Genomic DNA, 12,412 nt, shown 5'->3' on the forward strand with positions numbered 1-12,412 from the left:
CCGGCCCACGTTCCCGCTGGTCGGGAAAGGATCAAGGGGATGTGATGAGCAGTTCCTGTCAAGTTCGCCTCTGGTGTCCGACCAGATGATCGCGGGGCGGGATCAGGTGTCCAGACTCACCGCGAGGCCGCTGCCGTCGTTCTGATCGTGGTGACGGGTGTCCGTGCGCAGCGGGTTCCTGTGCAGGTGGCCATGATGACGCGGGCCCTGTCGAGGTCCTGGTACGCCACGAGCGGGCGCCTGGGCCACGTGATTCAGGGTGCGATGTGACAACGGCAGGGCGGCACGGTAGCGACTTCAGGCCACCCGCACCATCGAGGCGTGTGAAACCATGCGACTGTGCCAAACGATCCCATCCACGGGGGTTCCAACCAGTTCGCCGCTCATCTCGTGGCCACCGCCGCCGCTCCGCTTGACCCCGCGTCGGCGGACGGTCCACACGTGCTGCACTGGCCTGGGCGCAGGCTGCTGGTGCAGCGTGGGGACACCGAGCTGGCCGTCCGCGACCTGGACGGGGAGGGGATGGAGGTCCGCTTCCCCGCGCCCTGGCCCCGCCGGTACGGCTCGTTGGCGGTCTCTCCCACCGGTGATCTCGCCGTGTTCGCCGGCGTGCACGCGCTGCGAGCCGTGGATTCGACCGGCACGGTGCGGTGGGAGATCCGGCACGGTTGTTGGTCCGCCGCCGTGTGCACCAAGGCCCATGCCTCGTTCTCCGAGTACGCCGACGACTACCACCACGGCCACGCCGACAGCGGCTCGGCGGCCTTCTCGTCAGACGGCAAGCTCCTCTGGGCCCACATCCGCAACCACGCGGTACGCGGCGTCAACGAGGAATGGCTGATCCTCGACCCCGCCGACGGCACGGTGCTGACCCGCGCCGAGACGATGACCGTGGGATCGGGCTCCATCCACTTCCCCCATCCGAACCCGGCGTACATGGGGCTGACGGTCGGCGAAGGCGAGGAGAACTCGCCCGTGCTGTGGGGCCACTGGGACGGCGCGAACCTCACCGTCCAGCGGTTCGGCGAGGAGGTCCTCCTCGCCGTGAGCCCGTCCGGGGAGCACTTCCTGACCACGGACCTGGGGCAGTGGACCCTCTATCTGCGCCGGGCGAAGGACGGCATCGAACTACGGCATCTGGAGTCCGACGAAGCCGTGCCCCTTCCCCCAAGTTCGGCCGACGACCGCGTTCGGTGGGACTACGAGGCGGCGGCGTTCCCCTATGACGACACCGCCGTGGTCGGCACCGAGGACTACGCGGAGGACCCCCGCCACTGGCTTGTCGACCCACGCACGATGGCCCTGCGCGGCCAGGTCGCCTACCCCTTCCCTGTTTCGGGCGCTCCCCGGTCAGCGGGGCAGGCCGCCTGGTACACGGTCTCCAAGGACCAGACCGTTCTCCACCTGTGGAACCTGCCGCACCCGGAATGAGTCAATGGGCTCCACGCCAAGGCCCTGGCACTCGGCGACCGCGCCGTCGCCACCCCTCAAGGCCGGGAAGATGTTGACCAAGCAGCGCTGCCGCCCTCGTCACACGACCGCGACCGTGCAGGCCATCCTCGTCCTGCACTCCACCGAGACCGCCCTTCAGCCACGCCGAGAAGGCTCGCTACCGGCGTGTGCGGAAGACCGTGAGGAGGATCATCAGGACGTAGACCGCCACCACGAGCAGGGCCGAGCCCATCACCAGGAGGATCGGCGGGAAGAAGAAGGAGCCCACGGCGCAGATCGCGCCCAGCAGCATCAGGCCCAGGCCGCCCGCGCGCTGTGAGCGCTGCCAGGCCAGGGCCAGGGCGCCGTCGGGGCCGTCCGGCATGCGGGACGGGCTGATCTTCGGCAGGACGTTGCCCATGCCGATCAGCATGATCCCGATCGCCACCCCCACCGCGCGCTCCAGCGGGAACTCGTGGCCGGCCGCCCTGGACAGCAGGCCGGCCTGGAGGGTCACCAGCAGCAGGGGCAGGACGACGAAGAGCACGTTCATCGATCGCGTCTGGGAGCCCGGCGAGGCGACGAGCCGGGGGTCGACGTAGTGGCGCATGCGGCCGCCGATGACCGTCGAGATGGTCATGATCGCACCGACCACGACCAGCACGCCGGGCAGGGCGAAGGCCATGACGACGCGCGGCACGGTGACGCCGGAGCGGGTCTCGGTGGCCTCGCGGGTCACGATGGTCTCCGGGAGGGAGTCCCACAGCGTCCAGGCGATGGCGATCATGACGAGGAAGCCGACGGCGGAGACCACGATGCCCGCCCACGGCAGTCGTGCCGCAGTGGGGTCCGCGGGCTCTTGGTTCTGGACGCGGGTCCGGTCCATGCGGCCTCCTCCGCTCGACGTGACATTTCAGAACGTAGATCCACTGCACCCGGCCGCGGTATCCGTCGTGCGGCACGGAGAGGTCATGTTGACCGGCCGGGCGGGCATGACCGAAGTCATGGGCGGCCATTTGTCGCCGTTATTACTTTTTCATTCTTTCGCGACGCATCAAAATAGCCTTTTTTCTCGACTTTTTCTCCGGGGCGCTGACACGCTCCGTGTTCATGCCCGTTTAAACCATCGACCATAACGTCCACCGAGGCGTATGGCCAGACGCCAGTAGAAAATGCCAGAGAACTTTCACGGAGCGTGACTTTCCATATTCTCACCGCGTCGCGCTCCAGCCCAGCCGACAAGCGCCCGGCAGGTCCGTACGACCGCCATTCCTCACGCTGGGTGATTGGACAAGCCTTCCGGCTTGCTTATCGTTTTGACCTGTACCCAGGAACATCGGTGCGGGAGGCGCTGGGATGAAACTGCAGTACTTCGAATACTGTTTCGCCGACCGGCTCTTCTATGAGGAGCCGGCCAAGTGGGAGACCGCGCAGGCAGGTTACCGGCAGGCGGAGAGCCCGGCCCCCGACGGCTGGATCACCGCCCGCAAAGGCCCCTGGTACAACTACATGTGCGAATCGTCGAAGTTTCCCGCGCAGGGCTGGAAAATTCATATTTCGGCAAATCGCGAAACTGCGCAGCAGGTGCTCGACATCACCGCCGATTACTGTATCGAGCAGAAGATCTCGTTCAAGTTTCTGACCAGCGAGGCGGCGTTCATCGGCCGCAACCTGAAGTACGCCGACCGCGGCGGCAGCGGGAAGTTCATCACCATCTACCCGGCCGACGACGTCCAGCTGGAGAAGATTCTGGACGACCTGGACCCGAAGCTGCAGGGGCTCGGCGGGCCGTACATCCTGAGTGACCTGCGCTGGAAGGACGGGCCGCTCTACCTGCGCTACGGAGGGTTCGTCGAGCGGTTCACCCGTAACGACCTCGGCGAGCCCGCCATGGCCATCGAGACGCCCGACGGCGAGCTGGTGGTCGACAAGCGCGACCCGGTCTTCTACGTGCCCGACTGGGTGGAGCCCCCGCCATTCCTGCACGCGTTCCTCGAGGACCGCAAGAATGGCGAGCCGCCGTCCGACTTCCCGTACGAGATCGAGTCCGCCCTGCATTTCTCGAACGGCGGCGGGATCTACGTCGCGGTCGAGAAGGCCACCGGCAGGCAGGTGGTGCTCAAAGAGGCCCGCCCCGGCGCCGGCCTCGACCAGGTGGGCCGCGACGCGGTGAGCCGGCTCAAGCGGGAGTACGAGTTCCTCAAGCAGCTCGCCGACGTGGAGGCGGTCGTCGACTGCTACGACTACTTCGAGCTCTGGGAGCACCACTTCCTGGTGCAGGAGCTGGTCGACGGCGTCACGCTCAACAAGCGCATGGTGGCGCGGACCCCGCTGATCAAGGCGGGCGTCACCGACGAGGACATGCGCGAGTTCACCGAGTGGGCCGTGGACATGGCGGACCAGCTCGAAGAGGTGGTGGCGACGCTGCACGAGCGCGGCATCGCCTTCGGCGACCTGCACCCGAACAACATCATGATCACCGAGGACGGCCGGGTGCGGCTGGTCGACTTCGAGCTGGCCACCTACGTGGATCAGGAGCAGCGGATCGGCATGGGCGCGCCGGGCTTCGTGCCGCCGGACACACGCGAGGCACTCGCGGCGGACCGGTACGCGCTCGGCTGCCTCAAGATCGCGCCCTTCGTCCCGCTCACCGTCCTGTTCACCCTCGACACCACACGGGCCGCCGCGCTGGTCGAGTTCGTCGAGAGCCGGTTCCCCATGCCGGCCGGCTGGGGCGAGCGCGTGCTCGAACTGCTCGACCTCGGCCCGTCGGACTGGGCGGGGACCGAGGAGCAGATGGCGCGCAGCAGCGCCCTCATCGGCGGGCACGACGGCGCGGAGCGCGACTGGCCGGCCATCGAGGCGTCGATCGCCCGTGCCCTGTGGGCCAGCGCCACCCCCGACCGCGAGGACCGGCTCTTCCCCGGCGACGTCGAGCAGTTCAAGCTCGACGGCTACGGCTTCGCCTACGGCGCCGCAGGCGTCCTGTACGCGATGGCGAAGTCCGGCCACGGCCGGAACGAGGAGCACGAGCAGTGGCTGCTCGACCGGCTGCGCAACCACAAGGGCCTGCACCGCCTGGGCTTCTACGACGGCCTGCACGGCATCGCGTACACGTTCGAGGAGATCGGCCACAGGGACGCCGCGCTGGAGGTCCTCGACCTGATCGACAAGGCCGGCCGGGTGACGCTCGCCGACGAGCTGCTCAGCGGGCTCAGCGGGGTGGCGCTCAACCAGCTCTACTTCGCCGCCAAGCTGGACGATCAGGGCCTGCGGGACGCGGCGCTGAAGAACGCTCAGGAGATCGCGGACCGGCTGACGAACCAGCCGCCCATGGCCCAGGGCGAGGACGGCAGGCACCGCAGGGCGGGACTGATGCACGGAGCCTCGGGCCAGGCCCTGCTGTTCGTCCGGCTCTTCGAGGACACCGGCGACTCGGCCTTCCTCGACCTCGCCGAGCGCGCCATCGGCTACGAGCTGGACTGCTGCACGCTCTTCGAGGACAACGACGTGCTGTACGTCAACGAGGGCTGGCGGACCATGCCCTACATCGGCGTGGGCTCGACCGGCATCGGACTGGCGCTGAGCGAGTTGCTGCGGCACCGGCGTACCGACGAGCTGTCGACGGCCATGGACCGGCTGCGCCGCGCCGCGCACGCGGAGTTCCACATCTGCCCGATGATGTTCTACGGCACGGCCGGTCAGATGGGCTTCCTCCGCCACATCCGCCGCCTCTACCAGGACACCGACCGCATCGACGAGCTGATCGCGACCAAGCGCGACCGCCTGCGCCTGCACATGGTGGGGCTCAAGGGCGAGATCGCCTTCCCCGGCGACCAGCTCATGCGGCTGTCCATGGACTTCGCCACCGGAAGCGCCGGCGTCCTGCACGCCCTGGCCACCCTGCGCGACCCGGGCCTGCCCCTGCTTCCCTTCCTCCACCCCTTCTCCAGCCGCGAGACCGGCTGAGAGACGAAGACCGGCCCCAACCGGCGGAAGGCCGTGCGGCCTTCTGATCGGTCCCGCATATCACCAGAAAGGAAACCCCACCATGTCGTTCATCCTCGACCTGCAGAGCCGCACCGTCGCGGCCGACCGGGCCAACGGCGACTACGAGCCGCTGGGTCCCAGCTCCCTCAGCCCGTCGCTGTGCGTCAGTGGCTGGACCCTCGTCGGCTGCTGAACCTCACCCCGAAAGGAGAAAGCCGACATGTCGTACATCCTGAACCTCCAGGGCATCCGCGCCGAGCAGAACGCCGAGCGCGGCATGGCCCAGCCGAGCTCGGCGAGCCTGTCCCTCTGCTTCAGCAACGCCAGCTGGGCCTTCTGCTGAGCCCGGGCCGATCACCTAAGGAGACATCGCCATGGGTTACGTGCTCAACCTCCAGGAGATGACGCGGAACGGCGCCCCCGCCGACGACGAGGCCGCGCTCTCGATCAGCACCAACAGCTGGTTCGCCTGCCAGAGCAGCGCCAGCCAGATCTTCTGCATCACCACCTGATCCCGGCAGACCACTCACAGAAGCGGAGAAAACCATCATGAGCTTCGTTCTCGACCTCCAGGTGAAGAGCGTCAGCGAGGGCAGGGCCGCGGACGGCCCCGAGCCGCAGAGCCTCAGCTTCTTCAGCCCCGTCACCTGCTTCAGCACCACCAGCGTTGTCCTCTGCTAGTCCCCCTCCCCGAAGAACGATCGAAAGGAAACGACCATGGGCTACGTCCTCAACCTCCAGGGCCGCAGCGGTGCCGCCGCCGCGGGCGAAGGGCCGGACTCGATCATCAGCACCGCCAGCGCCACCGTCGCGTGCGCCGGCAGCACGCTGAGCTACTCGATCTGCGCCACCCTGAGCACCTTCAGCGCGGCCATCTGCATGTGACGTCCGCATGACCCGGCCGGGGTGCCCGCACCGCACCCCGGCCGTCCCCTTTCCCGACCACGGAGGCACCACGCATGACCTGGACAGACGCGGACCGCCTTCTCGCGCGTACGGTGCGGTCCGGCTGGGCCTGGAACGCCGCGCTCCTCACCCTGAACCTCTGCCGCTCCGCCGCGGCCATCGCCCTGCCCGCCCTGGTCGCCGCGGCCATCGACGAACGGCTCACCGGCTCAGGTGACACCGCGCTCCTGCGGCTGACGGCCCTGGTGGGCCTGCTGCTCCTGACGGAGGTGGCGAACCAGCTCATCGCCACCTGGTGCGTGAACTCGCTCGTCCTCGACCTTCGCCGCCGGTTCCTCCAGCACGTGCTGCTGCTCGGGGTCAGGGACCGCGGCAGGTTCGCCGGCGGTGACCTGACCAGCCGGTTGCTGACGAACGTCACGGAGGCGGCGTCCGTCGTGCCGCTGTTCACCGTGTGGGCGTCCTCGCTGCTGGTGTCGGGGGGTGCGCTGGTCGCGCTGTGCCTGATCGACCTGCGGCTGGCGGTCGCCTTCCTCGTCGGCGCTCCCCTGGCGACGCTCATGATCCGCGCGTTCGTCGGCCGGATCTCGCCGCTGCTGACCACGTACCTGGCCATCCAGGGCCGGATCTCGGGACGGCTGGTCGAGGTGCTGACCGGCATCCGCACCGTGCGCGCGGCCGGCACGGAAAGCCAGGAGATCGACCGCGTCCTGGCCGAGCTGCCCGGCCTGCACGAGACCGGGCGCGACTCCTGGAACCTCCAGGGCCGGCTCAACCTGCGCGCCGCCCTGCTCATGCCGCTGATCCAGGTCGCGGTGCTCGGCACCGCGGGGTACGCGCTGGTGGGCGGCGACATCACGCCGGGCCGGCTCACGGCCGCGGCCGGGTACGCGGGGATGGCGCTCGGCCTGCTGAGCCAGGCCAACATGTTCATGGCGCTGGCCCAGGCGCGGGCGGGCGCCCGCCGGGTGCAGGAGGTGCTGTCCGTCCCGGTGACAAGGCACGGCGACCGTACGCTGCCCGCCGGGCCAGGCGAGCTGGTCTTCGAGAACGTCACGGTCGTGGGCCCGGACGGGCCGGTGCTCGACGGGATCGACCTGCGGGTGCCGGGCGGCGGCACGATCGCGGTGGTGGGCGCGTCCGGCTCCGGCAAGTCCACGCTCGCGTCCGTCGCGGGCCGGCTCATCGACCCGGACGAGGGCCGCGTGCTCCTGGACGGCGTGCCGCTGCGCGAGCTGTCCGCCGGCGCGCTCGCCTCCGCCGTCGGCTGGGCCTTCGAGCGGCCTTCCTACCTGGCCGGTACGTTCGCCGAGGCCATCCGCTTCGGCGCCGCCCCCGACAGGACCCGCGAGGCCGCCATGGCCGCGCAGGCGGACCTGTTCATCGGCCGCCTGCCCGACGGCTACCTGACGCCGTGCGCGAGCACCCCGCTGTCGGGCGGCGAGCAGCAGCGGCTCGGCCTGGCCCGCGGCCTGGCGCACCAGGGCCGGCTGCTCATCATGGACGACGCCCTGTCCAGCGTGGACAGCGTCACCGAGCTGCGTATCTGCCAGGCCGTCGCCGCGCGTACGGACCTCACCAGGCTCCTCGTCACCCACAAGCTCTCGGTGGCCGCGCGCGCCGACCTGGTGGCCTGGCTCGACCAGGGGAGGATCCGCGCACTCGCGCCCCACGAGGAGCTGTGGCGCGTCGCCGACTACCGCCGGCTGTTCCAGCCCGGCCCTGAAGACCACCGTCGCGAGGAACGGGAGCTGAGCCGTGCCTGACGAGAACGTCGTGAGCTGGCGGCTGATCCGCCGCTCGCTGCTGCGCCGCCGCCGGTCACTGATCGTCCTGGCCGGCTGGTCGGTGCTGGAGGCCGTGCCGGCCATGACCACCGGCGTGCTGATGGCCAAGGCCATCGACGAGGGGTTCCTGCGCGGCTCGGTGGCCACGGGGCTGTGGTGGCTGAGCGGCATGCTCCTCGCGTACGCGATCGGCGCCGTGGCCTCGCGCTTCACCTCCCCAGTCGTCGGGGCGATCGTCGAGCCGCTCCGCGACGACCTGCTGCGGGCCGTGGTCACCGGCGTCGTGCGCGGGGACGGCGTGGACGACGCGGCGGTCTCGCGGGCCACGAGCCAGGTCGAGTCCGTACGCAAGGCCGTCTCGTCGCTGCTCAACGGGTTGCGGCGGTTCGTGTTCACCGTCGTCGCGGCCGTCGCGGGGCTGAGCGCGCTCGCCCCCGAGATCGTCTGGCTGACCCTGCCACCGGTGCTCGTGGCGGCGCTGCTGTTCGCCGGGCTGCTGCGGCAGCTCGTCAACCGCCAGCGCGCGGCGATCGCCGCGAACGAGCGCGTCGCAGGTGAGGTGGGCGGCGCGCTGGCCGGGCACCGCGACATCGCGGCGTTCGGCCGCCAGGACGCCGTCGTCGGCGCCGTCACCACCGCGATGGCCGGCGAGCGGAGCGCGCAGCAGCGCCTGGCGCGCGCCACCGCGACCCGCAGCGTGATCACCACGCTCGGCGGGCAGCTGCCGCTGCTGTGCCTGCTGTTCGCCGCGCCGTGGCTGGTGAGCAACGGGACGACCGTGGGCGTGCTGGTCGGCGCGGCGACCTACCTGAGCACGCACCTGGAGCCCGCCATGCGGATGCTCACCGAGGTCATCGGCGGCGCGGGCCTGCAGCTGGCGGTCACGGTCCGCAGGCTCGCCGAGGCCGGCGCAGCCCGCAGGGAGCTCTCGGGCGACCCGGCGGCGGTGCTGCACGGCACGGACATCACGGTCGAGAACCTGACCTTCTCCTACGGCACGCAGGTCGAGCCGGTCCTGCGGGACCTGTCCTTCACCGTCGAAGAGCACGGCCACCTGGCCATCGTCGGCCCCAGCGGGATCGGCAAGTCGACGCTGGCCATGCTGCTGGCCGGCCTCGCCGTGCCGGACGGCGGCCGGATCAGGGTCGGCGGGACGGCGCCCGACCGGCTGCCCTCCGACCGGCGCAGGGAGCACATCGTGCTGGTGCCGCAGGAGTCGTACGTCTTCTCCGGGACTGTCGGGGAGAACCTGCGCTACCTGGCCCCCGACGCGAGCGAGGAGGAGCTCGACCACGCCGTACGCGAGGTCGGCGCGCACGACCTGGTGACGGGGCTCGGCGGGCCGGCGGCGCCGGTGGACCCGGCCCGCCTGTCGGCAGGGGAGAAGCAGCTGATCGGCCTGGCCAGGGCCTACGTGAGCCGGGCCCGCGTCGTCATACTCGACGAGGCGAGCTGCCACCTCGACCCGGTCGCCGAGGCCCGCGCCGAGCTGGCCTTCCGCGCCCGGCCCGGCACGCTCATCGTGATCGCGCACCGGGCGTCATCGGCGCTGCGCGCCGACCGGATCCTGCTGCTCGACGGCACCCGCGCCTGCTTCGGCGACCACCGCGAGTTACTGGGCTCCTCACACCTCTACGCCGAGCTGGTCGGCGGCTGACCGGCCTGCTGGGGCGGGTTCTGCTGCGGCGCGTTCTGCTGGGGCGGGTTCTGCTGCGGCGCGTTCTGCTGGGGCGGGTTCTGCTGCGGTGCGTTCTGCTGGGGTGGGTTCTGTGACACCCAGACCGCGAGCTGGGTGCGGTCGCGCAGCCCCAGCTTGCGCAGGCAGTTGGAGATGTGGTTCTTGGTGGTGCCCTCGGTGATGTAGAGGCGGCGCGCGATCTCCCTGTTGGAGGCGCCCGAGCCGACCAGCATGGCGATCTCGTACTCGCGGTCGGACAGGCCGCAGGGCGGCTCGGCCGGCGGCTCCGGCTCGGGCTCGGGCTGGGGGTCCGGCTGGTGCGCGCCGTCGCGGAAGGCCGCCACCAGGCGTTCCGTCGCGGTGCCGCCGAGCACGGTCTCGCCTCCCGCCACCCGCCTGATGGCCGTCACCAGCTCGTCGGGCGGGATGTCCTTCAGCAGGTAACCCTTGGCGCCCGCGCGCAGCCCGCCGAAGATGTAGTCGTCGTCGTCGAACGTCGTCAGGATCACCGAGGCGATCCGCGGAAAGTCCGTACGCAACCGCTCGACCAGCTCGACACCGTCCATCACGGGCATGCGGGCGTCCACGAGCGCCACATGGGGATGCTCGGCCGGCGGGGTGTTCGCCAGCAGGGCGAGGGTGTCGGCGCCGTTGCCGGTGGAGCCGGCGATCTCGATGCCCGGCTCGATCTCCAGCAGCTTGCGCAGGCCCTCACGCATCAAGATCTGGTCGTCGACCAGCATGACCCGGATCACGTCGTCGTTCTCCCCATATCCGTGGCTCGCGCCGGCACCGTGGCCTCAAGGGTGAAGCCCTCCCCCTGACCGCTGCGCACGTCCAAAGATCCGTCGATCGACTCCAGGCGTTCGCGCAGGCCGCGCAGCCCGAACCCGTTCGCGATCGCCTCCCCCTCGGCGCCCGCGCCGTCGTCGGAGACCGTCACCCGCACCCGCTCGGGGGTGGCGTCCACGGTGACCGTGATGTGGCGGGCCTTGGAGTGGCGCAGGGCGTTGGTCAGACCTTCCTGGACGATCCGGTAGCAGACGAGCTCGCCGTTCTCGTCCACGTCGGGCCAGGCGCCCGTGGCGGTGAAGGTCACGTCGGTGTCGGCGGAGCCGTACGACTGCGCGAGCGCGCGCAGGGCGGCGATGCCCGTACGGCCCTCCATGCGCAGCGGTTTGAGCGCGCGCACCCAGCGGCGGGTGTCGGTCAGGGCCTCCAGGGTCAGCTCCTTGGCCTGCCGCACCTCCTCCCAGGCGGCCTCGGGGCGCGCGGTGCGGTAGCGCTGGGCGTTGGCCAGGCCCACGTTGATGACCGTGAGGTAGTGGCCGACGGAGTCGTGCATGTCCCTGGCCATCCTGGCGCGCTCCTGGGCGATGGCCAGGTCGCGGGTCTGGGCGGCGTAGCGGCGCAGCTCGGAATGGGCCTCTTCGAGGTCGGCCAGGAGCTGCCTGGTGACCTCGGCGCGCCGCTGCGACTCGATCATCGCGATCACCACGACCATGATGACCAGGCACAGGAGCAGCACGCTCGCCCCGTTGAGCACGGCCGCCAGCGTCGCCTGCCCGGGATTGACGGCGCCGACCCCGAAGTGGAACAGGCCCGCCGTCGTCGCGTACGCGATGCTGCCCCGCAGCCCGAACACCACCAGCGCGTTGCCCACCGCCACGCTGACGATCAGCAGCGCCGCGATGCCGCCGGCCAGCATGAGCAGCAGGCTCGTGGCGAGGAACGCCACGGTCGCCGCCTTGCGCAGCGGCGGCGGCTGCGTCCGCCACGGCAGGAACGGCCAGAGCACGCAGCTCGGCGCCAGCGCACCGGCGCTGATCAGCACGAACACCTGCGTCAAAGGCCAGTCGGCCGGCCCGAGCCGGCCTAACTCCGCTAATCCGGCCAGGAACACCAGAGCGCTGATGAGCGCGGATCCCCAGAAGAAGACACCGAACACGAGAGGAGGACGGTCGTCGGTGAACCCCACCCAACGACTCATGTCTCGAATGGACCCCGCGCCCGGCACACCGCGAGCATAACCGTCCACTTGCCGCAGCACAGCGTGGTGATGGTCATGCTTTGCCACCGCCCGGCCATGACTCGAGTCATGGTCATCTGACTCCCGGCCATGACCCGTATGTGCCCCGGGCAGGATATTGAGCCCTGACCGCCCAGATCTACGATGTACGCCTTGGGCAGCGGGGAGCTCGCCGAAGACCAGCGGTGAAACAGGTGGTCGAGGGTGCCGGTAAATCACACATTCGAAGCATTGGCCCACGTACGACGACGCGAAGTGTTACGCATTCTTCGGAAACATGATCGCCTTTCGGCCGGCGAGATCGCCGAACGCCTGGCGATACCCAGGCCGACATTGTCCGGCCATCTCAACATCTTGAAAGGCGCCGACCTCATCATCGGGGAAAGGGAGGGCACCACCATCTGGTACCGGCTCAACCTGACCGTGATGGAGGAGGCGCTCGGGCTGGCCCTGTCACTCCTGAGCCGGCAGCCCATCGAGGACGGCCAGCTGTCCTCCGTCTTCGCGGCGTCGCCCTCGGCGGCCGTCTACGCGGCGTCTCCGTCGCGCATCTACGCGGCGTCACCGTCGAAGTCCTAGTAAGGCCGGTCT

General features: G+C 70.0%; 12 protein-coding genes and 1 pseudogene. 10 read left to right on the forward strand and 3 right to left on the reverse strand.

What is annotated here, in order from left to right; translation table 11 throughout:
- Positions 1 to 339 precede the first annotated feature (339 nt).
- Entirely contained in the window at positions 340 to 1,431 is a 1,092-nt protein-coding gene (locus AB0K18_RS33980) for a hypothetical protein (protein ID WP_364922670.1), read from the forward strand.
- A 178-nt stretch (positions 1,432 to 1,609) separates the two neighbouring features.
- On the opposite strand, the gene AB0K18_RS33985 is transcribed toward AB0K18_RS33980, so the two are convergent.
- On the reverse strand, positions 1,610 to 2,317 hold the full coding sequence (locus AB0K18_RS33985) for a hypothetical protein (RefSeq protein WP_364922673.1): 708 nt from the start codon (positions 2,315 to 2,317) through the stop codon (positions 1,610 to 1,612).
- A 470-nt stretch (positions 2,318 to 2,787) separates the two neighbouring features.
- Between AB0K18_RS33985 and lanKC the strand changes: the two genes are divergently transcribed.
- The 8 genes from lanKC to AB0K18_RS34025 all read left to right on the forward strand — a co-directional run bounded on the left by lanKC (position 2,788) and on the right by AB0K18_RS34025 (position 9,771).
- On the forward strand, positions 2,788 to 5,400 hold the full coding sequence (gene lanKC, locus AB0K18_RS33990) for a class III lanthionine synthetase LanKC (RefSeq protein WP_364922675.1): 2,613 nt from the start codon (positions 2,788 to 2,790) through the stop codon (positions 5,398 to 5,400).
- 82 nt (positions 5,401 to 5,482) lie between these two features.
- Positions 5,483 to 5,614 carry a hypothetical protein gene (locus tag AB0K18_RS33995; RefSeq protein ID WP_345393918.1) on the forward strand — a complete coding sequence of 44 codons (132 nt, stop codon included), beginning with the start codon at positions 5,483 to 5,485 and terminating at the stop codon, positions 5,612 to 5,614.
- A 27-nt stretch (positions 5,615 to 5,641) separates the two neighbouring features.
- On the forward strand, positions 5,642 to 5,764 hold the full coding sequence (locus AB0K18_RS34000) for a SapB/AmfS family lanthipeptide (RefSeq protein ID WP_345393915.1): 123 nt from the start codon (positions 5,642 to 5,644) through the stop codon (positions 5,762 to 5,764).
- A 31-nt stretch (positions 5,765 to 5,795) separates the two neighbouring features.
- Positions 5,796 to 5,933 (forward strand): hypothetical protein, encoded by a 138-nt coding sequence (locus AB0K18_RS34005; protein WP_345393912.1) that lies wholly within the window; start codon positions 5,796 to 5,798, stop codon positions 5,931 to 5,933.
- 37 nt (positions 5,934 to 5,970) lie between these two features.
- A complete protein-coding gene (locus AB0K18_RS34010) occupies positions 5,971 to 6,102 on the forward strand; it encodes a hypothetical protein (RefSeq protein ID WP_345393909.1) in 132 nt (43 codons plus the stop codon).
- 36 nt (positions 6,103 to 6,138) lie between these two features.
- Positions 6,139 to 6,306, forward strand: a complete 168-nt coding sequence (locus AB0K18_RS34015; RefSeq protein WP_364922680.1) for a hypothetical protein — start codon at positions 6,139 to 6,141, stop codon at positions 6,304 to 6,306.
- 74 nt (positions 6,307 to 6,380) lie between these two features.
- Complete coding sequence (locus AB0K18_RS34020) at positions 6,381 to 8,093, forward strand: ABC transporter ATP-binding protein (RefSeq protein WP_364922683.1); 1,713 nt, start codon at positions 6,381 to 6,383, stop codon at positions 8,091 to 8,093.
- A complete protein-coding gene (locus AB0K18_RS34025) occupies positions 8,086 to 9,771 on the forward strand; it encodes an ABC transporter ATP-binding protein (protein ID WP_364922685.1) in 1,686 nt (561 codons plus the stop codon). Before AB0K18_RS34020 ends, AB0K18_RS34025 begins: the two co-directional genes overlap by 8 nt.
- 110 nt (positions 9,772 to 9,881) lie before the next feature.
- Here AB0K18_RS34025 and AB0K18_RS34030 read toward each other — a convergent pair.
- Both AB0K18_RS34030 and AB0K18_RS34035 read right to left on the reverse strand, forming a co-directional pair.
- Positions 9,882 to 10,535 (reverse strand): annotated as a pseudogene (locus AB0K18_RS34030) (response regulator transcription factor); the annotation flags it as partial.
- An 8-nt stretch (positions 10,536 to 10,543) separates the two neighbouring features.
- A complete protein-coding gene (locus tag AB0K18_RS34035; RefSeq protein ID WP_364922688.1) occupies positions 10,544 to 11,782 on the reverse strand; it encodes a histidine kinase in 1,239 nt (412 codons plus the stop codon).
- Positions 11,783 to 12,025: 243 nt separating this feature from the next.
- Here AB0K18_RS34035 and AB0K18_RS34040 point away from each other — a divergent pair, with 243 nt between their 5' ends.
- On the forward strand, positions 12,026 to 12,400 hold the full coding sequence (locus AB0K18_RS34040) for a metalloregulator ArsR/SmtB family transcription factor (protein WP_364922690.1): 375 nt from the start codon (positions 12,026 to 12,028) through the stop codon (positions 12,398 to 12,400).
- The last annotated feature ends 12 nt before the right edge of the window (positions 12,401 to 12,412 follow it).

This window comes from Nonomuraea sp. NPDC049421, from assembly GCF_040677005.1.
In the GTDB taxonomy this organism is placed as follows: Bacteria; Actinomycetota; Actinomycetes; order Streptosporangiales; family Streptosporangiaceae; genus Nonomuraea; species Nonomuraea salmonea.